We start from the raw sequence: 22,651 nt of genomic DNA, 5'->3' as shown, positions 1-22,651 counted from the left end.
AAAATGGAAACGGGTGAGGTGCCCACGTTGAACCTGAATGTCAAGCTGCTGCTTAACGCATTGCTTCCGCTTGTTCTGGCCATAGCGGTAGTCGTGTATGTCAATATGGAAATGAGGCAAATCCAGGAGTCGGGGGCGGAGGACGTTCAACTGCTGCTCGAGGTGGAGCAGTTAAACGGAGGGCTTGTCGCCGCCCAGCTTGCGCTAAGCAGCTATTCCGGCTACATGAGCGGAGCAAATGCGAGCGATGCCAAAGAGAAGGTGGCGAAGGTCGGCGAACGGATCGCCTCGCTGCACAGCAGGCTGAAAATCGATGAGCATGCCGACGCCTTGCAGCGGATTGAGCACAAGTACAAGGAGCTTGTCGAAATGTTCGACAAGGCGTCTAAGGCCAGCGATAGCACGGAGCTGAAACGGCAATCGATCCGTACGCTCGGCATCGTCAACGATTCGTACCTGCTGAAGGACAAGGTGAAAAGCTATTACGATCAGGGGCTCGTTCGGACAAACTACGTCGCGGGCATTACGTTCGCCGTCAGTGCGGGGCTGCTGCTCGTCTCGTGTCTCCTGTCGTGGTATACCGTTCGCAGGCTTACCAAACCGATTCGTCAGTTGAACGCCGCCGCCCTGACCATCGCGGCAGGAGATTTGACGGTTGACATTATACCGGCCCGCTCACGGGATGAAATCGGGCAGTTGACGGAGTCGTTCCGCAAAGTCGCGAGCAGCTTGCGGACGCTGATCGATCAGATCGTAACCACATCGGATCGGCTTGCCGTATCCGCAGGCGAAATATCGGTGCGTACCGACGAGATGAGCCAGGCGAGCCGGCAAATCGCCGAAACGATCCAAGAAGTCGCCGTGGGCACGGAAAACCAGACGTACCGCGTCAAGGACAGCGAACAGGCGATCATAGCGATGACAGGCAGCGTACGCAACATATCGTCGCACGCTGAGAAGGTGTCGGGATTGGCGTCGGAAGCTTCCGACAAAGCGTCCGAAGGCAATAATACGATAGCGGCTACGGAAGGGCAGATGAGCGCGATTCGCCAAACAGTTCAGAGCCTTGAGAGTGTCGTGGCCCGCCTAGGCGAGCGGTCGGAGCATATCGGCGCGATCGTCTCCATCATTACCGGCCTCAGTCTTCAGACGAAAATATTGTCGCTGAACGCTGGCATCGAAGCGGCCCGCGCCGGCGAATACGGAAAAGGCTTCGCCGTGGTCGCCGGAGAAATCCGCAAGCTGGCGGACGACTCGGCGGAATCGACATCGCGGATCGCCGAGTTGATCGAAGCGATACGCAGCGATCTGGCGCTGGCGCTCCGGTCGATGGGCGACGTATCGCGCGAGGTGGCGACAGGCATGAACGCCGTGCAGACGGCGGGCGGCTCGTTCGCGCATATTCGCGAGGCGGTGGAGCAGGTCGTCCGGAAGATGGAGGAGTCGACAGCCGATATTATGACGCTTGTTTCCGGCTCCGAGCAGGTGGAGCAGTCGGTCCGCGTCATCGCCGGCATTGCCGAGCATTCGGCGGCCGGTACGGAGGAAGTGTCCGCAGCCACCGAGGAGCAGCTCGCCTCCGTAGAGGACATGCTCGTAGCTGCCAACCTGCTGAGGGAAACGGCCGAGCGGCTGCGGGAGCAGGTCCATCATTTTAAGCATTAATGGCGTAGCAGGCCCGGCGGGCGGCGGCGATTACTGAATATTTAGGACGTAGTCATAGAGGCCGTCGATTGCGAATCGCCGCTTCTGTGCCGTCAGGAAAAGCAGCCGTAGGGCTGCTTTTTCGGATTTGACAAGCACGAACGTTCGTGATTACACTTGGTTACAACAAACGATATGGGCGTAGCGGGAACGAAAGAAGGATAAAGTCGTCATGAATGACAAACTGGTAATGCCTCTATGGACGTTCGGCTTGTTTATTGTCGTAATGAATACGACGATGTTTAACGTATCGATTCCGAGCATTATTCAAGATTTGAACATTACGGCCGATCTCGGGTCGTGGGTCATCTCCAGCTACTCGATCGGGTACGCGCTCTCGACCGTTATCTACAGCCGGCTGACGGATACCGTTTCGATCCGCAGGCTGCTTGCCGTCGGACTTGCCGTGCTCGGGCTTTCTTCGATACTCGGGTTATTTGCACGCGATTTTCAGACGTTGCTGGCCGCTAGAATCGCTCAATCGGCCGGCGCCGGGGCGATGGCGGGGCTTGGCCTCGTGCTCGTCAGCCGCTACATCCCGATCGAGCGGCGAGGCCGGGCGCTCGCGCTCATCTCGTCAGGCAGCGCGATGGCGTTCGGGCTTGGCCCGATCGTCGGCGGCCTTATCAGCGAGTTTCTCGGCTGGAACGGGCTATTTGCCGTTACGTGCCTCGTGCTTGTCGTGCTGCCGGTGCTGCTGCGCTTGCTCCCCAAGGAGCAGCCGCAGGCGAGCGGCTTCGACCTGTGGGGCGCCGTGCTCACGGTCGTTAATGCGGCGACGCTGCTCACGGCGGTGACGCAGCAATCTTTCCTCTGGCTGGCAATCAGCCTGCTGTCTTTCGGCGTTCACGCCATGCATTTGAAGAAAGCGCGCAGGCCGTTTGTCGATCCCGGGCTGCTAAAGCAGCCGGGGTACGGCAAGCTGCTGCTGATCGGCTTTTGCATTCTCGTGTTGAACCTGGGCAATTTGTTTCTAATGCCGCTCGCGCTGGCCGCTCTGTTTCATCTGTCGGCGCTGGCGATCGGGCTTGTGATCGCGCCGGGCGCGATGGTTTCGGTCGTTTTGACGCGGTTTGTCGGCAGATGGATCGACCGGTACGGCAATGTGCGGTTCCTGCTTATCGGTCACGGCCTGTTGGCCGCGGTTATGGTTTTGTTCGCGTGCGCGGCTCCTGTTTCGCCTGTCGTTTTTTTATGCGGGTATTTGATCTTCTCGCCCGCTTTCTCGGCAACCATGGCCTCGTTGAACAACGAGACGTCCCGATTGCTGCCGAAGACGATGATCGGTTCGGGCATGGGACTGCTGCAGCTGATCCAGTTTTTCGGCGGTTCCGTATCCGTGGCGTTCTGTGGCTTGCTGCTGGAAGTGCAGCGAAACGTGGCACCGGCAAAAGCGTACCAGCATGTATACGGGCTGCTCATTTTGATCATCGCCGTCTCCTGCGGCGTGCTGTTGTGGTACCGGAGATCGCTGTCCGTAAGGGAAGCGTCCCAGCCTGTATGAAGAGACTTTTCGCGGAATCGCGGATGAGGAGGACGGAAGGTGGAGCCTTTTACAAAACGGGTCATCGATACGATTCGCGCCATACCCGAGGGTTCTGTTATGACATACGGCCAAATTGCGGCGCAATCGGGGAGTCCGCGGGCGGCGAGACAGGTGGTGCGCATTTTGCACTCGTCAAGTCGCGCTCACCGGCTTCCGTGGCACCGGGTCATAAACGGCAAGGGAGAAGTGGCGCTTCAGGATGACGAAGCCCGCTTTATGCAAATCGCGCTATTGCGCGGGGAGGGCGTTGACGTGGACGATGACGGTCACGTCGATCTGGAGCGATTCCGGCATGTGCCGGAATAAACGCGGCCATCCGGCAGCGATATACAAAGCACCCCTCTCCAAGCGGAGAAAGGGTGCTTGTGTTGTAGTTGAAGTAAGGAATCACGAATAGTTTGACACATCTGGCGTTTCGTTTACAAGCGATAGCGATTGGAAAATCAAAGACGCCCCCATTTGAGCTGCAAATTTTGGTACGATAGTAAGCGACAACTTGTCGTCCGCTTGATAGGAATTCCAATGGGATGGAGGGAAATAAGCGATGCACGAGCAACACGAACGCGAGCGATTTTTTCGGACGAACCCGGTTCGGAGCCAGCCGGAGGAGCTGCGCACCGAACGGAACGTCGAATCGGCAGGCGGCAGCGGCAACGACGTATGGAGGATGCTCACTGCCGCTATGACCGGCGATGCAGTAGAGGCTGCCGAACTGCTTGGGCGCGATCCGGCTCTGGCGAACTGCTGCTGGGGCTACTTCACGCCGCTTCATTTCGCCGTGCGCGAAGGGCATGCCGAGCTGGTACGGTTGCTGCTGGACTATGGGGCGGACGCTGCGTACAAATCGGGCCTATCGTGGCAGGATAACCTGCTGACCAAAGCCAGCGACCGCGGACATCGCGACATCGTTCTCATGCTGGAGCGCCATCTCGAGCGGAGCTACGGAACGACGCCGACAGGTACGGATATTGCGGCGCTTATTCGTGAGCGGCGGGTTGCCGAGGCAGTCCGGCATTTGGACGAAACCCCCGGTCTCGCGGCGCAGGCCGACGAGCGGGGCAACACACCGCTGCACTGGGCCGTCCTCACCCGTCAGCTGCCGCTGATCGACGCTTTGCTTACGCGCGGGGCCGATATCCAGGCGAAGCGGGCCGACGGGGCGACACCGCTTCAGCTCGCCATTGCCGGTGGCGATTACTGGTACCGGGCGAGGCGCGATTTGCCCGCTGAGGCGATGCGAACGGAAACGTTTCTCGTCGGTTATTTGATCGCTAAGGGCGCCGATTACGATATATGGGCCGCTGCGGCCGTTGGCGATGCCGAGCAAACGGCGCAGCTCCTGGCCACGGATCGTCAGCTCGCGAATGCGAAAAATTCCATAGGCAAACGGCCGCTCGGTTATGCTGCAAAACATGGCTACAAGACTGTAGTGGGACTGCTGCTGGATCACGGAGCCGACCCGAATGCGGAGGAAGCGGAAGCTCCGCGCGGCAGCGCGTTATGGCACGCGGCTTGCGGCAACCATCTCGAATGCGCCAGGCTGCTTCTCGCCCGCGGTGCCGACCCGAACGCGCCGCTTGATGCAAGCGGAAGCCCGCTCAGCATCGCCGTATCCAAGGGGCATGACGAGATGGCGAGGCTGCTGTATGCCCACGGAGGCTTCATGCGCCTCGATCTGGCATGCTATCTGGGGCTTATCGACGTGGCTAGCGCGATATTGAGCACGGACCCCTCGACTGCGAACGGCGGCGGCGATTACGGGCCGCTCTGTATGGCGGCCGGGTTCGGCCATACCGACATTGTGAAGCTGCTGATTCGCAGCGGAACCGATTTAAATGCTCCGTGGTATGCGAATAACTATATGGGGTATGCAGCCGATTATGGAACGGATATGGTGCGGATGCTGTTGGATCACGGGGCGGATCCGAATGCGGCGAGCTGGCTCGGGGTCACCTACCTGCATCTCGCGGCGTGTAAAGGAAAGACGGCAGTTGCTGAACTGCTGCTGGAATACGGGGCCAATCTCGATGCGATCGACGACGAATATGGAACGACCCCGCTCGGCTGGGCCGTGAAATACGGGCAAACGGACATGGTCCGGTGGCTGTTGGGGCACGGTGCCGATCCTTTTCTGCCGGCCGGGCAGCCGTGGACGCAGCCGCTTGCCTGGGCACAGCGCAAAGATCGCGGCGATATAGCGGCTCTGCTCGCGAAGGCTGCCGAGCGTAGAGATTGACACACCCCAGGAAGGTATGGTCACAAATCGTTTCAAATTGGTGTGATTGCAAGCACAGGCCGAATCGTTCTCGCTTCCTATACTGGGTGTATACCTAATCCAAACAAAGCGAGGAGATCGACATGTTAAGTCCAGCTACGATTGATACCATCAAATCAACGGTTCCGGTTTTGGAGAAGCACGGGACTGATATAACGAAACGTTTTTACGAGCTGCTGTTCAGTAATCATCCGGAGCTGTTAAACGTGTTCAACCACGCGAATCAGAAGCAGGGCCGCCAGCAGGCGGCTTTGGCGGGGGCTGTGTATGCCGCTGCTCAGCATATCGACAATCTGGAGGCGATTATTCCGGTTGTGAAAATGATCGGGCATAAGCATCGCAGTCTCGGCATCAAGGCTGAACATTACCCGATCGTCGGCCGCAACTTGCTCGCAGCCATTCAGGATGTGCTTGGTTTATCGGCGACAGATCCAGTTGTTCTGGCGTGGGGGGAAGCCTACGGCGTCATAGCCGATGCATTCATCAGCGTGGAAGCGGACATGTACGAGCAGGCGGAGCATCAGGAGGGAGGCTGGGCCGATTTCCGACCGTTCCGCGTGGAACGGAAAGTAAAAGAAAGCGATGAGATCGTTTCGTTTTACCTCGTTCCCGTGGACGGCAAGCCGATCGCCGCTTTCGACCCCGGCCAATATGTAAGCGTGAAGGCGGAAATTCCGGGAGAGCCGAATGTGCATATTCGCCAGTACAGCTTGTCCGTTGCGCCCGGCCAGCCGTATTACCGGATTTCCGTGAAACGGGAGAGCGGCTTGTCCGGCCGCCCGGACGGCAAAGTGTCGAACTACTTGCACGACAGCATCGAGCCGGGTGACGTTTTGCCGCTATCGGCTCCAGCGGGCAGCTTTACGCTGGACGGCGGCGATTCGCGTCCGGTCGTGCTCATCAGCGGAGGCGTCGGCTTGACGCCGCTCGTCAGCATGCTGCGCCACTCGGCTCAGACGAACCCGAGCCGGCCGGTTACAATCATACACGCCGCGCGAAACGGAGACGTGCATGCTCTGAAGGAGGAAGTGAAGCATGTCGCTGCAGCGAATTCCGGCATCGCCGCCTACTGGTGTTATGAGCAGCCGACGGAGCAAGACAAGGAGCTCGGCGAGTACGATCGGGAAGGCCGTATCGATCTGAACTGGCTTCAGCAGATCGTTCCATCGAAGCAGGCGAGTTTTTACTTCTGCGGTCCCGTGCCGTTTATGAAAGCCGTCAATGGCGCTTTGCGGGAATGGGGCGTAGAAGAGGCCGATATCCATTATGAATTTTTCGGTCCGTCCGGCAGCTTGGACTGAGCGGCCGCTTCGGCCCGCAGCAGCCGGTTGACCGTCTCGCGGCGAAGGCCGATCAATTGGCCGATTTCGTCCTGGGTGAGCACGTCGGTCATCGTGTCGGGCGCGATATAGGCGCTGAACCAAGCCTGGAGCTTCCGCAGCTTGTCGGCCGGAGCAACCTCGGTCAACTGGTCGATGCGCTGCTGCATCATGCGAAGCTTATCCTGCAGCTGAAGGGCGATAGCGCGGCATTGATCCGGATTGCGCTCCAGCTCGAGGTACCACAGCTTCTCGGACAGCACCTCGATCTCGCATGTCGTAAGCGCGACGGCCGTACCGAAGTACGGCTTTGGGCTGATGAGGGAATGGTGCGGGATCGTTTCGCCCGGCACGATCAGGTTGACCACAAACTGCCGTCCGTCCTCGTGCAGCCGGACAATTTTGAGCAGGCCGCTGTGCAGGCGGTAGAGCGGTCCCGACTCTCCTTGGCGAAATAACGTCTCGCCTTTGTGCAGGATCATATATATCCTCCATGTGTGGAAAGAAGCGGAAAACCCGTCTTGATCGGGGTTCGCTTCTTTTTTGTGTATCGTCTTCTATGTGCATTATACCAAGAATGCTTGGCCAGGCTCCATTGCCATTGTTTCTATGTTGACTGTTTCGGCGGGGAGGATTACAATGAAATTATTAAAAGATATTAACTATTAGGTGTAATTAATAGTTTAAAATTAATTTGTTTTTCTCGTCTTCTTGTATGCATTTCAAATTCGGGAGGTTTTCGTCATGGGAAGATTGGACCATAAAGTAGCTTTAATCACCGGCGCAGCCGGTGGCATGGGCAAGGCCGACGCGCTGTTGTTCGCAAAGGAAGGGGCGAAGGTTGCGATTACCGACCTTCAGCTGGACAAGCTTTAAGCCGTTGTGGAGGAGATTAAGCAAAATGGCGGCGAAGCGATCGGCTTTGCCCATAACGTAGCGTCCGAGGACGATTGGATTCGCATAGTGGGAGATACTATTGCCCAGTACGGCAAAATCGACATTCTCGTCAACAATGCCGGTATTTCCAGCGCCGTTCCTTACCTTGAAACGACGGTAGCGCAGTGGGACAAGGTCATGTCGATCAATTTGACCGGGACGTTCCTCGGACAAAAACACGTCATTCCCCATATGATCGAAAATGGCGGCGGCTCGATCATTAATATTTCGTCGATCGCAGGGCTGACAGGCGGCAGCGGCGCAGGCGCCTATACGGCGAGCAAAGGAGCCGTTCGGCTGCTGACGAAGGCGACGGCGATCGATTTTGCCAAACACAATATTCGCGTGAACTCGATTCATCCGGGTTATATCGCCACTCCGATGACGGTTGATTTGATGGCCGATCAGCAAATGAAAATGTGGTTCGAATCGCAAACGCCGCTGCCGCGTCTCGGCAAAACGGAGGATATCGCTAACGGCGTGTTGTTCCTGGCTTCCGACGATTCGTCGTTTATAACCGGAGTCGAGCTGCCGATCGACGGCGGATATTACGCCAAGTAAGCGCGCCGGGGTGAAGTCGGTTTCGGTTTCCATATACGGATTGTAAAAACGATAAAGGGAGAGGATACTATGACACAAACGAAGCAAATCGCGGTAGTTACGGGAGCCGGCAGCGGCATCGGCCGGGCGACAAGCCTGAAATTGTCACAGGACGGGGCGATCGTCGTCCTCGTCGATTACAGCCGGGAAGGCGGGGAAGAAACGCTTCGCCAGCTCCGCGAGCAGGGCGGCGAAGGCATGTTTATCCAGGCGGACGTTTCGAAAGCCGAAGAGGTGCGCGGTTATGTCAACCAAACGGAGGAGACGTACGGACGGATCGACTTTTTCTTCAATAACGCCGGAGTCGTGCAAAAGTTCTCGCTGCTGGAGGACATCGAGGAGGCCGAATTCGACCGGCTGATGGCGGTTAACGTGAAAGGCGTGTTCCTCGGCATGAAATATGTGCTCGAAGTGATGAACAAGCAGGGCAGCGGCCATATCGTCAACACCGCATCCACGGCCGGTATTCGCAGCGAGCATAGCGCCGGCGTGTATTCGGCGACGAAACACGCGGTGGTCGGTTTGACGAAGGCGGCGGCGCTGGAGTATGTGAAGAAAGGCGTCCGCGTTAACGCCATCTGTCCGGGCGGAGTCAACACGCCGCTTGTGGCGGGTGTAGCCAAATCGTTCGCCGAAGGCGGCTATGTGCCGGAGGAAATATCGCCGATGCGGCTGGGCCGTCCGGCTGATCCGACGGAGATTGCCGGTGTCGTCGCTTTCCTGGCATCGCCCGCTTCGAGCTATATGACCGGTTCGCTCGTGACGATCGACGGCGGGTTGACGCTGTAAGAGGCCAAGTAAAAGAGAGCCGCCTTCGCGAGAAGGCGGCTTGATGTTTGTGGGGGGCGGCAGCGGCGTAATAGAGGAAAAGGAATTCCGTTATTTGTAGTCCTCATCGAATACCCCCGGGTAACGGAAAACTGGTTCCGTTATTTTGGCCCATTGTTGTTTTTAATTGCAGCTACGGCGCGCAGCTGCTCCATTTCCGCTTGCAAGCGCTCAATAAACAGCCGCGACGGGTTTGAAAAATGCTTCTCCTCCGCATGAAGCCATCCCAAATAAACGGTTCTTTGCCCGGGCACACTAAGAGGCAGCAGCGCCAGCTCCCCCCGGATGTAGGAAGGGAGCCCGAGAAACGAGAAATCGAGCCCTACGGTCGCGGCCATCCCTTCGCACACCGCTTTGCGGATCGTTTCCGTATTGTTCGTGGAAAACAGAACGTTAAACGGGCCGTACTTGGACTCGGCCTGATCCATATACGATTTTACCGTTTCATCCTGATACAAAATTAGCGGAAGCGCCCCAAGCTGCGACGGGTCAAACGGCGATTCGTAGGCTAGAGCGTGCTGGCGGCTGACGGCGACGACCATCCGGGCCTCCATCAGCTTACCGAAGCTGAGTCCCGCCAGGCCCTTTGCTTCCTGCTCCGCAAGCACAGTCAGACCGAGATCGGCGCGGTTGTGGCGGATATCGTCCATAATATCAGTCGTGCTTTTTTCCGCAATCGTCATGGCGATACCCGGATAGTCTTGCTTAAAGTTCATAATGACATCGATCGCGAGCGACAACGGCCCCGGAATCGTCACGAGACGAAGCTCGCCGGATTGGGTCCGGGAGCTGCCGGCCGCCTCGTTGCGAAGCTCCTGCACTTTGCCGATGATCTCGAATGCTTTCTTGATAATGCGCTGCCCTTCGGCCGTCGGCACCGAACCGACCCGGGAGCGCGTAAACAACACGACGCCGAGCTCGGCCTCCAGAGCGGATATCGACTGGCTGACCGCGGACAGCGATATATGCAGATTGTTCGCCGCGCCGGTCAAGGAGCCGGTTTTGGCGACTTCGACTAGACATTCGAGCTGCTCCAAATACATATTCATCCGCTCCATTCCGGCAAGCCGCCCGGACAAGTTACAAGTTATTAAATCAATATACCTGTTGCTGCGCCGGAGAAGCAAGCCGGACCGGATTACGGCAAAAAGCCTTCCCCGAAGAGGGAAAGGCTTGTACCGTTCAGCAGGATTCGTCTGGAACCGTGCGCTCTTATTTAAACGAAGCGTATCCTTGATCGACCATGACGACGCTGCCGGTGATGGCCTCGGCTTCGTCAAGCGAGACGAGATAGACGCTTTTGGCGACCGTTTCCGGCTTGGTCAGCTCTCCGCCCATTACTTTGGCCCGCATGCTGTCCAGCATTCCCGCGTTTTTATACCCTTGGATGATCGGAGTATCTACGGCTCCCGGCGCGACGGCCACGACGCGAATGCCGTACGGGGCCAGCTCCAGTGCGGCCGATTTGGACATCATGATAACCGCGCCTTTCGTAGCGTGATAGGCGAAGGTGCCTGGCGAAGCGAGAAATCCGAACACGGACGCCGTATTGATGATGACGCCCCGGATGCCGAGTTCCTTCATTTTGCGGCCTGCCGCCATAATGCCGTACGCGACTCCGTGCTGATTGACGGCGATCGTTTTATGGTACAGATCCATGTTTTGCTCCAGTACGGGACCGGCTCCGCCGATACCGGCATTGTTAAACATGACGTCGAGACGTCCATACGTATCTACAGCCTGTTGGACGAGCGCATTGACGCTTTGCTGATTCGATACGTCAACCTGGATAAATACCGCTTCGCCGCCGAGCTCATGAATGAGCCGAACCGTTTCTTGTCCGCCCGCCTCGTTAAAATCCGCCACGACGACCCGGTCGCCTTTGCGCGCAAATTGCAGGCTCGTTTCCCGACCGATTCCGCTTGCTCCGCCCGTTATGATAGCTACACGCTTATTTGCTGTTGTCATAAACGATAACCTCCCAAGGTTGTGGTCTAAGCTGTAACGATCGTTTACATCCTCATTATAGGCCTGCCGCATAGTTAAGTAAATTTGAATATAGTTAACGTTAGTTAAGTGTATGTGAAGGATTAGTTGTAGATAATTTTATCCCCCGATTCGCGAAATGACCTTCTCCTACAAAATCGCGGTTGTTCCTATAATCAAACTTGTAAGCGAATTCAAACCGTGATGAGGAGGTCACTTATGAATAAGACAAAAGCGATGCTTTCCGTAGTAGCGACGATAGCTCTGGCCGGGACGGCCATCGGATGCGCCAGCGGCGGCGGGGATACGAAGACGAACACGCCGAACAATGCGTCCGGCGGCGGAACGAAACCGGCGGAGACGGCCAAAGAGTTCAAGATTACGATCCGGCATATCAATATCCGCGAAACGGCGAAAAATGCACTGGCGCTGCTTCAGGACGTCGTCAAGGCGACGGAAGCCCAGGTACCGGGATTAAAGTTCGAGCTCGACGGCGTTGAGGATACGGTGAACCGCGACCAGAAGCTGAAAGCGGAAATGTCCGCCGGCAACCCGCCTCCGATCTTCAACCTGTTCGGCGGCGACGACACGAAAAATTATTCGAAAGCCGGACGGCTGCTCGATCTGACCCCGATTCTCGCCGAGCTCGGGCTGAAAGACAAATTCATGAACTTGAGTGAATTTACGGTCGACGGCAAAATTTACGGGCTGCCCGATGCGGGGTATGTCGAAGGCTTCTTCTACAATACGAAAATGTTCGCCGACGCCGGCGTTCAGGTGCCGAAAACATGGGACGACTTCTTGAAAGTATGCGAGGCGCTGAAGGCGAAGGGGATTACGCCGATTGCAATGGGCGGCGGCAGCGGTGACGGCTGGGTGCTAAACATGCCGGTCAATACGATGTTTGTACGTCTCGGCGGCACGCAGCTTCAGGAGAACTTCTCCAAAGGCAGCTCCAAGTGGACGGACGCTCCGGTCGTCGAGTCGTTCAAACGGTTCGAAGAGCTGAAAACGAAAGGGTATATCGACAAAAACGTAATCGCGATGAAATATGCGGACGGGCAGGCGAAGTTTTACACCGGTCAGGCGGCGATGCTGTTTGATGGCAGCTGGGCGATTGCCGGCATTACCGGCGAGAAGTCGACGATCAAGGACAGCGTCAGCTTCTTCAACTTCCCGAGCATGGGCGGCCCCGGCGACGATACGATTAACGGCGGCTTCTCCAACGGCTACGGCTTCTCAAGCAAACTGAACGACAATGAGCTGAAGGCGGTTAAGGCGTTTATCAAAAACTTCTACACGGAAGCGAACCAGCTTCGGGAGCTGAAAAACTCCGGACGCATCCCGTCGATGAAGCTCGCCGATATCGGCGATACGAAAGGGCTCGTGGCCGATGTCGTCAAAGCGCAGGTGGCTGCGAAGAAGGGCGCGTTCCCGGCATTCGACTCGCTCGTGCCGGCATCGGTCAAGAAAACGCTGGAAACGTCGATGGAAGAGCTGATGGGCGGCAAGGTGACGCCGCAGAAGGCGGCCGAAACGGTGCAAAAGGCGCAGGAGGAAGCGAATAAAGCGAAGTAAGGGAAGCGAAGCCGCACAACCGCGAGTTCCCCAGGCGATTGCACGCGCGGGCGCCCCACGTCGGTGGCGGCGCCTGCGGGGTTCCGGGCCGGTCTATCAGCGCGCTTTGACGGAAAGGAAGGAGGAGGCCGCCATAAACAAGGTGATGCGCAACCCGTATGCCTACGCCCTGTTCGTCGTACCCGCCCTGCTGCTGTACATCACGTTTTACGTGGCGCCGATGTTCAGCTCCTTGCGGTATTCGGTGACCAGTTGGAACGGCATTAACGAAGCGACATTTAACGGTTTCAGCAATTTTGCGAAAGCGTTCGGCGACGAGAAGTTTCTGGTCGCTTTGAGAAACAACATTTACTTCGTTTTGTTTTCCGTTTTTATGCAAATCCCGATCATCGTGCTGATCGCTATTATCATTAGCGGTGTGCGCCGGTTTTTGGACTTTTACAAAACGACGGTATTTCTGCCGAGCATTTTGTCGACGGCGATTGTCGGCATCGTATGGAAATTTATCTATCACCCGGACGCCGGGCTCGTCAACCAGATTTTGCGGGCTGTCGGGCTCGAGTCGTGGACGCGCGGCTGGCTGGGGGAGGAGCATTTCGCTTACTTGGCGATTCTGATCACCAACGCCTGGCAGTGGACCGGCTTTTATGTTGTACTCGTGCTGGCCGCCATCTTCGCCATTCCGAAGGAAATGCAGGAGGCCGGACAGATCGACGGAGCCGTCGGCTGGCGCAAGGTGCGCTACATTACGGTGCCGCTCATTCGCCCGGTCATCCTCGTGATTACGCTGCTGTCGATTACCGGGGCGATGAAGGCGATGGATATCGTCTACATTATGACGGCCGGGGGACCGTTCGGCAGCTCCGAGGTCATGGGCACGTACATGTACAAACAGGCCTACTCGATGTCGCAGTTCGGCTACGCGAACGCGATATCGATCGTCATATTCGGCTTTACCTGCTTACTGACGCTTATTTTCCATCTGTTTACGAGAAGGCTGGAGGAGGTCGAATACTGATATGAACCGCCGCGCGAACCTGCTCCCGCATCTGGTGCTCGTCCCGTATCTGGCAATAGTGCTGTACCCGCTTCTGTTCGTGTTTAATTCCTCGTTCAAAGGCAACTCGGAAATTGTACTGAAGCCCTGGAGTTTGCCTGAGGCGTTCGCGCTCGATAATTACGTGAATGCGCTGACGAGCTCGCATATCGGCAAGTACTTTTTTAACAGCCTGTACATTAGCGCTACTTCAACGCTCGTCGGTATCCTGCTGTCCACCGCTATCGCCTATGCGGTCACCCGGATGAAGTTTCCGCAGCTTAGCAAGCTCGTGTACGGGGTGCTGCTGCTGTCGCTGCTCATACCCCCCGTTTCTCTGCTCATACCGCTTTATATCATGATTAAAAACTTGGGCTTGTACAACACGCCGCTCGCGCTTATCATTCCATACACGGCGTTCGGCATTCCGCTGTCGGTGTTTATCATTGCCGCTTTCCTGAAGTCGATGCCAAGGGAGCTGGAGGAGGCGGGCATTATGGACGGACTGACCGTCTATGGCCTGCTGGGCCGGATCGTGCTTCCTTTATCGACGCCCACGCTCGTGACCGTATTCATTCTTAACTTCTTGAACCATTGGAACGAATACATCATGGCCAATCTGTTCTTATCCAGCCAAAACTTGCGTACGCTGCCCGTGGCGGTCGTCGCGTTCATGGATAAATTCAATATGAACTACGGGGCGCTCTGCGCTTCGGTCATGATCAGCTGCGTGCCGGTCATCGTCGTTTATGCGCTGCTGCAGAAAAAAATTATCGAGGGCGTTACGGCAGGCAGCGTGAAAGGGTGAGGAAGCTGAGCCGGGGATGAGGAGAGCGTGAGCTGGTTCGAGGATAGGCGAAAAGGACAAGGAAAATCGGCCGCATCCGTGATATCCTTGAACATATAGCGGATGATCAGTACTGGAACCGTTAAGGATCGGACAGGGGGCGCAAGCGATGAGGGTAAAATGGACGGCGGCAATAGGCGCGGCGCTCCTTCCGGCTCTGCTGCTGTCCGGCTGCGCCGGCAAACAGGCGCAGACCGGGGATGACGAGGCGAAGCCGTTTACCGTTACGCTCCGCCATGTGCTGGTGCGCGACGACGCCAAGCCGAGACTGACGATGCTCGAAGACGTCGTCAAGATGATGGAAGCCGCCGTCCCCGGCCTCAAGGTCGAGCTGGAAGGCGTCGAGGACAAGGTGAACCGGTTCGAGAAGCTTCCGGCCGAGATGGCCACCGGCACGCCGCCGAAAATTTTCGACCTGTTCGGCGGGACCGATACGCAAAAATATGTGAAGGCGAAGCGGCTGCTCGACTTGACCCCGATTTTGGACGAACTGGGATTGCGGGAGTTATTTTTCAACCTCGACGAATTTACGGTGGACGGCAAAGTGTACGGCTTGCCGATGGCCGGCTTCGTCGAGGGCGTTTATTATAACAAGCGGATTTTCGCCAAACTCGGCGTGCAGGTGCCTCTGACTTGGGAGGAGTTCATCGACGTGTCCGAGAAGGCGAAGAAAAGCGGCATTACGCCGATTGCACTTGCTTCCGCCGATGCCTGGGTCATTAACATGATGGCGAATACGCTGTGGGTACGCACCGCAGGGGCGGAATCTGTTCCAGGCTTCGTGGACGGCACGAGAAAATGGACCGACCCTGACGTCGCGGACGGCTTCCGGCGCTTCGACGAGCTTGTGCGGCGAGGCTTTTTCCCTGAAGGCAATTTGGGGCTTAAATACGCCGAACAGCAAAACAAGTTCAAGGCCGGTGAAGCGGCGATGATGTTCGACGGCAGCTGGGCGAATTCGTCGCTGATCGACAAGCAGCGATCGAACATTTCGGGCGGCGATATCGGTTTTTTCAATTTCCCCGGCGTTGGCGGCAAGGGCGATTCGCTCATTAACGGCAGCTACTCGAACGGCTACGGCTTCTCCTCGAATCTGAACGAGCGGGAGCGCGAGGCGGTCGTGGCGTTCATCCGGGCGATGTTCAGCGAAACGATGCAGAAGCGCCAGCTCGTAGAGGTCGGCGTCCTTCCGGCGATGAAGCTGACGAACTTGTCCGGGGTCCCCCCGATCGTCGGCGAGGTGCTGCAGGCCGCGAACACGAAGCAGTTCCCGGCGTTCGATTCGATCGTGCAGGCGAAGGTACGGGAGACGCTCGAGACCGGCATGCAGGAGCTGCTGGGCGGCAAAACGACGCCGGAAAAGCTGCTGGCGGCTGTGCAGAGGGTGCAGGAAGCGGCCAATAAAGAAACGGCGAGCAGGGGGCCGCGATGAATCTTCGCGCTAAAGTGTTCACCGCCTTTGTCGCATTTATCGTCATGCCGTTATTCGTGCTCGGCCTTATCACCTATAAGGTGTCCCAGCGTATTATCGAGCAAAACTTCAACGAGCAGTCGGAATTCACGCTTAAGGCGGTTGGCCGCAACCTTACGTACATGCTAAAGGAAGCCAACTATTTCTCGGATATGAACATGCTGCAGCAGGACATTCAGAACTCGCTGACGGACAAAAGCGAGCTGGACCTGTACGAGGTGGCGGAGTTCACGCGGCAATTGCAGCGGACGTTTCTCGCCTATCCGCCGGTCTACTCGGTCACGCTGTACAACTTTCGCGGAGCCGGCTATTCGGACGGTAAAATCGGCCATCAGGTCATCCCGTACGAGCGGCTTACCGCACATCCCGTTTTCCCCGAAATCCGCAGGCTGAACGGCTTGTCCAAGTGGATCGGCCCGCACGAATACCCGGAGCTGACGGGAGGCGGGCCGCTGTTTACGCAAATCCGCATCGTCAACGACAAGTACACGCTCGACAACCGGGGGATTCTTATCGAGCAGCTGCAGTTTCAGGAGCTGGATAAAATATTCAACTTTTTCGGCACCGGTCCGCGCAAAGAAATCCGGTTCATGATCGTAGGCCGGGACGGCGTCGTCATGGTCGACAACAAGAAGCAGCTGGATGGGGAGTCCGTATTCGCGCAAAGCGACAAACGGCCTGATCTCGGGGCCGAATGGAGCAGCGCCAAGATGATGTTCGGCGGAGTGGAGAGCATCGTGTCGGTGCATCATTTGGAGCTTGGCGATCTTGGCTCGATGGACTGGACGCTCGTATCGGTAACTCCGTGGGAGGTGCTGTCCGGAACGACCGTGCTTGTGCTGAAATGGGTGGCGGCCATTACGGCGCTTTGCCTCGTCTGCGCGCTGCTGTTCAACCTCTTGTTCGTGAACCGGATCATCCGGTTTATTCTGCGAGTCGTCCATTCGATGAAAAGAGCCGAGATCGGCGACCTCGCCATCCGGGTGCGGACGAACAGCCGCGACGAGACTTCGGCTCTTGCGCGGGGGTTCAATTCGCTCCTCGAGCGGATCAGCTCGCTGCTTGAGGAAGTGAAGCGGGAGCAGGAGCGGAAAAACAAAGCGGAGCTGATGCTGCTGCAAGCGCAAATCAAGCCGCACTTCATCTTCAACACACTCGAATCGATCAATGCGCTCGCCGTCCAGAACGAAGGCCGCAAAGTGAGCCAGCTCGTTCACCGGCTCGGCACGATGCTGCGGATCAGCTTTAATCAGCGGGAGGAAATTCCGCTCCGGCTCGAGATCGATCACCTGCGAAACTATTTGCAAATCCAGAAATACCGGTTCGAGGAGCTGTTCGATTACGAGCTGGACATCCCCGAGTCGGTTATGGATTACTCGATTTTGAAGCTAACGCTGCAGCCGCTCGTGGAGAACAGCATTCAACACGGCTTCGGCGGTCAGGAGCGGAGAGGCCGTTTACGCGTCCGAGCTGAGGAGCGGTCGGACTCCATCGCCATATTCGTAGAGGATAACGGGGAGGGCATCCCGGGCAACGTGCTCGCCCGGCTGCACTACAAGGATTCGCGCTCCGGCGGCGAAGCATACGAGCTTGAGCCGGACCGGCAGCCGGAAGATGATGCCGCGCTCGAGCGGATCGGTCTCGGCATCCCGAATGTGGCCGACCGGATTCGCATCCAATACGGCTCTCGTTACGGCATATGGATATGCTCGGCGGTCGGCGAAGGCACGATCATCGAAGTAGTCATACCGAAATATAAGGCCGGGTGATGCGGAAATGAACTTGAAAGCACTTCTCGTCGATGACGAGATCAACATCATGCGCAATTTGCAAACGGTCATTCCTTGGGCTTCGCTCGGCATCGAAGTCGTCGGGATGGCGAAAAACGGGGTGAAGGCGCTGGAGCTGATCGGCGAGCACGAGCCCGATCTGATTTTGTCCGATATCCGCATGCCGGTTATGGACGGGATCGAGCTGCTTCGGCAATTGCAGGAGCGGAAGTATGAAGGCGAGGTCATCATGCTGACCGGCTTCCAGGAGTTCGATTACGCCCGGTCGGCAGTTAAGTATGGCGCGAAGGACTATATCCTCAAACCGATCGATTACGAGGAGCTGGAGGCGGTTGTCGGCAGACTCGCCGCGTTAATTCGCGAGCGCCGCACCGAGAAGCTGAAGGAGCGGAGGAAGCGGGAAAGCTTGTCCAGTCTCGCTTGCGAGAAGGTGCTGTACGACGTGCTGATGGACTATACATCCGTCGCCGCTTTGCCGGAGGAAGAGCACAAACTGCTGCACGAGTCGACCTATACGCTGCTTTTGGCCGATCTGGACGGTTACTCGCAGATCGCCCGCCCGTGGGACGAGAATGAGCGGAAGCTTCATAATTTCGCCCTTCGCAACGTGCTGCAAGATGCTCTTTTGCCCTACGAGCTGACCTATGCGGTCGTGCAAACCCGCGAAGGCGAATGGTGCCTGTTCGTCCAGCGCCGTCCGGACAGCCCGGATGCCGCTTCCGCAGAGGTGCGCGGTTGGTGCGAGGCGCTGCAGCAGGCGGCCGAACGGTACGCGAAGCTCGCGATCAGCATCGGCATTTACCCGGAGCCGGTAACGCTGGAACAGCTCGGAGCGGCGTACAAAAACGTGCAGCGGTCGCTCCAGCTGTCGCCGGGGAAACGGCATATTACGGTCGCCGACAAGCCTGGACCGGAGGACGAGGACAATTCGCCGCTGTGGCATCTGTTCGACGAGTTGGCGGCGGGACTCAAGCAGGTGGACAGATGCCGCCTCGAGCAGGCGACGCGCGAATTACATGCGGCGATCAAGCCGATTATGACGCAGTCGGTGCTGCGCGGCGAACAAATTTTGCATTTTCTCGTGCTGCATCTGATGCGGGAAATGCGCGAAGGCGGCCTGCTTGCGAGAAGTCAGGAGGAAGCCGTATGGGCAAAGCTGGAGAAAAGCGTCAGCGTCAAGGAGCTGCTGGATACGATCGACAGCCTGATCGCGGAATGCCTGGACGCCCGTCTGGCCAAAAAGTCGAGCGAGGTGCTGATGGTGACGGCGAAGGACTTTATCGACCGGCATTTGTCCGAGGATATCGGGGTCGATCAGATGGCCTGCCATCTCGGCATCAGCTGCAGCTATTTCAGCCTGCTGTTCAAGCAGCAGTACGGGGAGACGTTCGTCGAATATTTGACCCGCCGCCGGGTCGAGCAGGCGAAGTCGCTGCTGCTCATGAGCGACAAAAGCGTGACCCAGATCGGTAAGACGGTCGGTTATGCCGAGCGCAGATATTTTTCGAAAGTGTTTGTGAGGCATGTCGGTGTGACGCCGTCGGAATATCGCGAGCAGATGAAGCAGGTGTGACCGGAAATTCAACCGCCGGTTGGGAGCGTTAACGAAGCCTCGATACCTTTCATAGCGCAGCTCTTATACAATAAAAGCAGCTCGAACGAAATCTAGCGCGAAAGAGGTGCGTGACGTGGTAATGGCAGAGGAAACGGGCAAGAGGATATGGAAGCTTCGCCAGCAAAATGGATTGACGCAGGAGCAGCTCGGCCAGCGCCTCGGCGTATCCGGCCAGGCCGTATCGAAATGGGAGAACGGCGATTCGCTGCCGGACACGGGGCTGCTCGTCAGTTTGTCCCGAACGCTCGAATGTACGACTGATTATTTACTAGGAGCGGATGGCGGTGGAGGGGCGGAGCTATACGTACCGCAGCTTCAAGAGGAGCTTAAAAGCATGACGCCGGAACAAAAGATCGATTTGGCCTTCAAGCTGTTTCACCTGATCGACGCGCCTTCGCTTGCCCATATGGCTCCATCGCTGCACAAGGCGGTACGCGATTCCGGAGCGCTGCCATTTGTCCATGCGGGACCGGACGGCGTTACGATCGGCTGGCAAGGCAAGTTTCTGTGCAGCGTTACTTTGGATGCTCTGCGCGAAGCGGAATCGATCTGGAGTGAAAGCTTGGCGTTCGAACTGTTCCCGGCGGAGCAGAGAGCGGTGCTTGCCGCCGTGCTGGCTCACAAACAATCGCTGTTTCTTCCCGATACGGGAGTGACGGAAGACGAGCTTCGTTCCCGTTTCCCTGTGGACGGGGATTTCGGCGCAGCAGTCGAGCATTGGGTTGAAGCGGGGATGCTGGAGAAGGGGAAGGGCGGCTACCGGATGGGCATACGCGCGGAAGTGCTGATTCGCGTTATGGCGGTGCTATTCCGCTCGATCTGGAAGCCCGGAGTGATCACTACCCGCTCCGCCAAGGCGCCGGAAGGATCGGTACAGGGCTAAGTGTGCGCCGTTCATACAAACGGCGGCGATTCCAGCTTGAAGCGCTCCATGAAATGAATCGCTACAGGAGAAAGCGGCGACTTCGCGGACCAGATCCAGCCGAAGCGGACCGGCTGCTGAATGAAGCGATCGAGCTCCAGCAGGACAAATTCGGGCTCGCGGCCATCCGATTGGTGGAGAAAAGAGAAGTCGTGACCAACCGTGACGGCGATTCCTTCCAGCAGGGCGCTCTGGATCGCCAGCGCATTATTGCTCTTGAACAAAATTTGCGGAGCGCCGAACTGGTTCGTAAAATCGCGGATGAACCATTCGACGTAATCGTCTTTGTACAGCACGAGCGGCTGCTCCTTCAGCTCCTGCGGCGTAACAACCGTCTTACCGCCTGCCAGCAGCGGCGATTTCCTGCCGGCGGCGATCACCATTTTGCCGGTTAGAAACGGCTGGAAGCAGAGGTCTTTGGCAAGCCGCTCGGGCATGTCGACTGGCATGGCCACGAGCCCGAGATCGAGCTCGCCGAGGCGAACGTCTTCCATTATGTCCGCAGACCCTTTCTCGCTCACCTCGATAACCACGTCCGGATGGTCCTGCTTCAGCGAGGAGACGATCCGAACGAGGCCGTTCATCTCCGCCGGGAGCGTCCCGAGACGCAGCCGCCCGCTTATCATGCCGCTGCGCTTCTGCGCTTCCTCGCGAATTTGCCCGATCAGTTTCGTAACCTCGAGCGCCTTCTGGATGATGGCACGCCCTTCGGCGGTCGGAACCGTTTCGGTTCGGGAGCGATGGAACAGCTTGATCCCGAGCTCCTTTTCCAGTCCGGTGATGGCCTGGCTGATCGCCGATTGCGTAACGTGCAGGCTGATGGAAGCCGCCGAAAGCGATTTGACTCTGGCTACCTCCACGATATAAGCGAGCTGCTCGATATTCATTTCGTAGTTCACTCCCGCCGTTTTATGTATTAGTAACACTTAACGATAGATTAATAAGCTTAATTTTATTAAAACATAAAGCGGGATTATAATGAAGACAGAACCATTTGAAGCAGCCAACTTATAAGGAGGTAGCTCAAGATGAAAGCAGCAGTATGGCACGATACGAAGGACGTTCGTATTTCGAATATAGAGGAACCATCGGTTCAGCCCGGCGCTGTCAAAGTCAAAGTGGCCTGGACCGGCATATGCGGCAGCGATCTGCACGCGTATCACCACGGCATCGGCGTTCAAACGGGGCAGCCGCATCCGCTTACGGGCCGGATGGCGCCGCTGACGCTAGGCCATGAATTTGCAGGCACGATCGCAGAGCTGGGCGAAGGCGTTACTGGTCTTGCGGCCGGGGACCGAGTTGCGATCGAGCCGCTCATTTATTGCAGAGAATGCTCTTATTGTCGGCAGGGCAAGTACAATCAATGCGAGCAGTTCGGTTTCGTCGGACTGAACTCGGACGGAGGATTCGGCGAGTATGCTATCGTGAAGCCGTATATGGTTCACAAGCTGCCAGATAACGTTTCGCTTGAGGAAGGCGCTTTGGTCGAACCTACCGCGGTAGCCTATCATGCGGTCCGGCAAAGCCGGCTGCACGTCGGGGGCAAAGCGGCCGTATTCGGCGTTGGGCCGATCGGGCTGCTGACGATCTTGTCCGCGAAGGCGGCGGGAGCCGCCCAGATTGTCGCTGTCGACGTGTCGGACGAGCGGCTGGAGAAGGCAAAAGAGGTCGGGGCGACGTTCACAATCAACAGCGCCAAGGAAAACGCAGCTGCCAAAATACTCGAACTGACGGGCGGCGTGGACGTGGCCTATGAGGCGGCGGGTGTGCAGGCGACGTTTAACGATGCGATGACCGTTATCAAAAAAGGCGGCGAAATTATGGTTATCGCCGCATTCGCAAAGCAGCCGCAGATCGATCTGCTTCAGTTGATGGTTAAAGAAGCGAACGTAACGTCCATTCTCGCTTACCGGCACATTTTCCCGGAAGTTATCTCGTTGATTGCAGCAGGGCAGCTTGACGTGAAAAAAGTCATTACGAAAAAAATCGAGCTGGATCAGCTTGTCGAGGACGGTTTGGAGCTGCTCCTTCACGACAAAAGCCAGGCGAAAATATTGACCCGCATCGGCTCTTGAAGCTTCCGATTGGCGGTTTTGCCGGTGCGGCATATGACATAACGGCTCGGAAGCGGGATAATGCGGCTTCCGGGCCGTTTTTAATGGCGGGTTGACTTCCGAACATAATGTAACTATAATAGT

The 22,651-nt window shown here is 57.2% G+C and carries 18 protein-coding genes and 1 pseudogene; 15 read left to right on the top strand and 4 right to left on the bottom strand.

Features of this window, described 5'->3' with window-relative positions; genetic code table 11:
- Positions 1–18: 18 nt before the first annotated feature.
- From D7M11_RS06255 to hmpA, 5 genes are all read left to right on the top strand, one after another.
- Positions 19–1,665 (top strand): methyl-accepting chemotaxis protein, encoded by a 1,647-nt coding sequence (locus D7M11_RS06255; protein ID WP_193556124.1) that lies wholly within the window; start codon positions 19–21, stop codon positions 1,663–1,665.
- Positions 1,666–1,876: 211 nt separating this feature from the next.
- Entirely contained in the window at positions 1,877–3,208 is a 1,332-nt protein-coding gene (locus tag D7M11_RS06250) for an MFS transporter (protein WP_120746296.1), read from the top strand.
- A gap of 39 nt (positions 3,209–3,247) precedes the next feature.
- On the top strand, positions 3,248–3,556 hold the full coding sequence (locus D7M11_RS06245; RefSeq protein ID WP_120746295.1) for an MGMT family protein: 309 nt from the start codon (positions 3,248–3,250) through the stop codon (positions 3,554–3,556).
- 238 nt (positions 3,557–3,794) lie between these two features.
- The gene (locus D7M11_RS06240; protein ID WP_120746294.1) at positions 3,795–5,486 is read left to right on the top strand and encodes an ankyrin repeat domain-containing protein; all 1,692 of its coding nucleotides are present in this window, start codon (positions 3,795–3,797) and stop codon (positions 5,484–5,486) included.
- Between the two features lie 122 nt (positions 5,487–5,608).
- Complete coding sequence (gene hmpA / locus D7M11_RS06235; protein ID WP_120746293.1) at positions 5,609–6,826, top strand: NO-inducible flavohemoprotein; 1,218 nt, start codon at positions 5,609–5,611, stop codon at positions 6,824–6,826.
- On the opposite strand, the gene D7M11_RS06230 is transcribed toward hmpA, so the two are convergent.
- Entirely contained in the window at positions 6,790–7,326 is a 537-nt protein-coding gene (locus D7M11_RS06230) for a Crp/Fnr family transcriptional regulator (RefSeq protein WP_120746292.1), read from the bottom strand. The two genes, hmpA and D7M11_RS06230, sit on opposite strands and share 37 nt — an antisense overlap.
- A gap of 262 nt (positions 7,327–7,588) precedes the next feature.
- Between D7M11_RS06230 and D7M11_RS06225 the strand changes: the two are divergent.
- A pseudogene (locus tag D7M11_RS06225) lies at positions 7,589–8,341 on the top strand (SDR family NAD(P)-dependent oxidoreductase).
- Positions 8,342–8,410: 69 nt separating this feature from the next.
- A complete protein-coding gene (locus D7M11_RS06220) occupies positions 8,411–9,169 on the top strand; it encodes an SDR family NAD(P)-dependent oxidoreductase (protein ID WP_120746291.1) in 759 nt (252 codons plus the stop codon).
- A 140-nt stretch (positions 9,170–9,309) separates the two neighbouring features.
- Here the strand turns inward: D7M11_RS06220 and D7M11_RS06215 are convergent, their stop codons facing one another.
- Together D7M11_RS06215 and D7M11_RS06210 are read right to left on the bottom strand one after the other, a co-directional pair.
- A complete protein-coding gene (locus tag D7M11_RS06215) occupies positions 9,310–10,266 on the bottom strand; it encodes a LysR family transcriptional regulator (RefSeq protein WP_240040976.1) in 957 nt (318 codons plus the stop codon).
- Positions 10,267–10,420: 154 nt separating this feature from the next.
- Positions 10,421–11,176 (bottom strand): SDR family NAD(P)-dependent oxidoreductase, encoded by a 756-nt coding sequence (locus tag D7M11_RS06210; protein ID WP_120746290.1) that lies wholly within the window; start codon positions 11,174–11,176, stop codon positions 10,421–10,423.
- A 237-nt stretch (positions 11,177–11,413) separates the two neighbouring features.
- Here D7M11_RS06210 and D7M11_RS06205 point away from each other — a divergent pair, with 237 nt between their 5' ends.
- The 7 genes from D7M11_RS06205 (at position 11,414) to D7M11_RS06175 (ending at position 20,414) form a co-directional block, all read left to right on the top strand.
- Positions 11,414–12,772: an extracellular solute-binding protein gene (locus D7M11_RS06205; RefSeq protein WP_240040975.1), complete on the top strand. Its 1,359-nt coding sequence runs from the start codon at positions 11,414–11,416 to the stop codon at positions 12,770–12,772.
- A 106-nt stretch (positions 12,773–12,878) separates the two neighbouring features.
- Positions 12,879–13,790 carry a carbohydrate ABC transporter permease gene (locus D7M11_RS06200; protein WP_338042477.1) on the top strand — a complete coding sequence of 304 codons (912 nt, stop codon included), beginning with the start codon at positions 12,879–12,881 and terminating at the stop codon, positions 13,788–13,790.
- 1 nt (position 13,791) lies between these two features.
- Positions 13,792–14,616: a carbohydrate ABC transporter permease gene (locus D7M11_RS06195; RefSeq protein ID WP_120746289.1), complete on the top strand. Its 825-nt coding sequence runs from the start codon at positions 13,792–13,794 to the stop codon at positions 14,614–14,616.
- Between the two features lie 148 nt (positions 14,617–14,764).
- Positions 14,765–16,087 carry an extracellular solute-binding protein gene (locus D7M11_RS06190; RefSeq protein ID WP_120746288.1) on the top strand — a complete coding sequence of 441 codons (1,323 nt, stop codon included), beginning with the start codon at positions 14,765–14,767 and terminating at the stop codon, positions 16,085–16,087.
- Complete coding sequence (locus tag D7M11_RS06185; protein WP_120746287.1) at positions 16,084–17,895, top strand: cache domain-containing sensor histidine kinase; 1,812 nt, start codon at positions 16,084–16,086, stop codon at positions 17,893–17,895. Before D7M11_RS06190 ends, D7M11_RS06185 begins: the two co-directional genes overlap by 4 nt.
- Before the next feature lie 7 nt (positions 17,896–17,902).
- Positions 17,903–19,489, top strand: coding sequence for a response regulator transcription factor (locus D7M11_RS06180; protein ID WP_120746286.1), 1,587 nt, complete (start codon positions 17,903–17,905; stop codon positions 19,487–19,489).
- Positions 19,490–19,610: 121 nt separating this feature from the next.
- Complete coding sequence (locus D7M11_RS06175) at positions 19,611–20,414, top strand: helix-turn-helix transcriptional regulator (RefSeq protein WP_120746403.1); 804 nt, start codon at positions 19,611–19,613, stop codon at positions 20,412–20,414.
- Between the two features lie 11 nt (positions 20,415–20,425).
- Here D7M11_RS06175 and D7M11_RS06170 read toward each other — a convergent pair whose 3' ends face one another.
- A complete protein-coding gene (locus tag D7M11_RS06170) occupies positions 20,426–21,340 on the bottom strand; it encodes a LysR family transcriptional regulator (protein WP_120746285.1) in 915 nt (304 codons plus the stop codon).
- Between the two features lie 141 nt (positions 21,341–21,481).
- Here D7M11_RS06170 and D7M11_RS06165 point away from each other — a divergent pair, with 141 nt between their 5' ends.
- Positions 21,482–22,528 (top strand): 2,3-butanediol dehydrogenase, encoded by a 1,047-nt coding sequence (locus tag D7M11_RS06165; RefSeq protein WP_120746284.1) that lies wholly within the window; start codon positions 21,482–21,484, stop codon positions 22,526–22,528.
- Positions 22,529–22,651 lie beyond the last annotated feature (123 nt).

Origin of the sequence: Paenibacillus ginsengarvi (genome assembly GCF_003626695.1) — a bacterium.
Lineage (GTDB): Bacteria > Bacillota > Bacilli > Paenibacillales > NBRC-103111 > Paenibacillus_AB > Paenibacillus_AB ginsengarvi.
This window is presented reverse-complemented; position numbering and strand designations above follow the sequence as displayed.

What these genes read in the sequence shown, in the direction of transcription:
- D7M11_RS06250 (WP_120746296.1), top strand. Translation starts at nt 1,877, where the DNA reads ATGAATGACAAACTGGTAATGCCTCTATGGACGTTCGGCTTGTTTATT.
- D7M11_RS06240 (WP_120746294.1), top strand. Translation starts at nt 3,795, where the DNA reads ATGCACGAGCAACACGAACGCGAGCGATTTTTTCGGACGAACCCGGTT.
- hmpA (WP_120746293.1), top strand. Translation starts at nt 5,609, where the DNA reads ATGTTAAGTCCAGCTACGATTGATACCATCAAATCAACGGTTCCGGTT.
- D7M11_RS06230 (WP_120746292.1), bottom strand. Translation starts at nt 7,326, where the DNA reads ATGATCCTGCACAAAGGCGAGACGTTATTTCGCCAAGGAGAGTCGGGA.
- D7M11_RS06220 (WP_120746291.1), top strand. Translation starts at nt 8,411, where the DNA reads ATGACACAAACGAAGCAAATCGCGGTAGTTACGGGAGCCGGCAGCGGC.
- D7M11_RS06215 (WP_240040976.1), bottom strand. Translation starts at nt 10,266, where the DNA reads ATGGAGCGGATGAATATGTATTTGGAGCAGCTCGAATGTCTAGTCGAA.
- D7M11_RS06210 (WP_120746290.1), bottom strand. Translation starts at nt 11,176, where the DNA reads ATGACAACAGCAAATAAGCGTGTAGCTATCATAACGGGCGGAGCAAGC.
- D7M11_RS06205 (WP_240040975.1), top strand. Translation starts at nt 11,414, where the DNA reads ATGAATAAGACAAAAGCGATGCTTTCCGTAGTAGCGACGATAGCTCTG.
- D7M11_RS06195 (WP_120746289.1), top strand. Translation starts at nt 13,792, where the DNA reads ATGAACCGCCGCGCGAACCTGCTCCCGCATCTGGTGCTCGTCCCGTAT.
- D7M11_RS06190 (WP_120746288.1), top strand. Translation starts at nt 14,765, where the DNA reads ATGAGGGTAAAATGGACGGCGGCAATAGGCGCGGCGCTCCTTCCGGCT.
- D7M11_RS06185 (WP_120746287.1), top strand. Translation starts at nt 16,084, where the DNA reads ATGAATCTTCGCGCTAAAGTGTTCACCGCCTTTGTCGCATTTATCGTC.
- D7M11_RS06180 (WP_120746286.1), top strand. Translation starts at nt 17,903, where the DNA reads ATGAACTTGAAAGCACTTCTCGTCGATGACGAGATCAACATCATGCGC.
- D7M11_RS06175 (WP_120746403.1), top strand. Translation starts at nt 19,611, where the DNA reads ATGGCAGAGGAAACGGGCAAGAGGATATGGAAGCTTCGCCAGCAAAAT.
- D7M11_RS06170 (WP_120746285.1), bottom strand. Translation starts at nt 21,340, where the DNA reads ATGAATATCGAGCAGCTCGCTTATATCGTGGAGGTAGCCAGAGTCAAA.
- D7M11_RS06165 (WP_120746284.1), top strand. Translation starts at nt 21,482, where the DNA reads ATGAAAGCAGCAGTATGGCACGATACGAAGGACGTTCGTATTTCGAAT.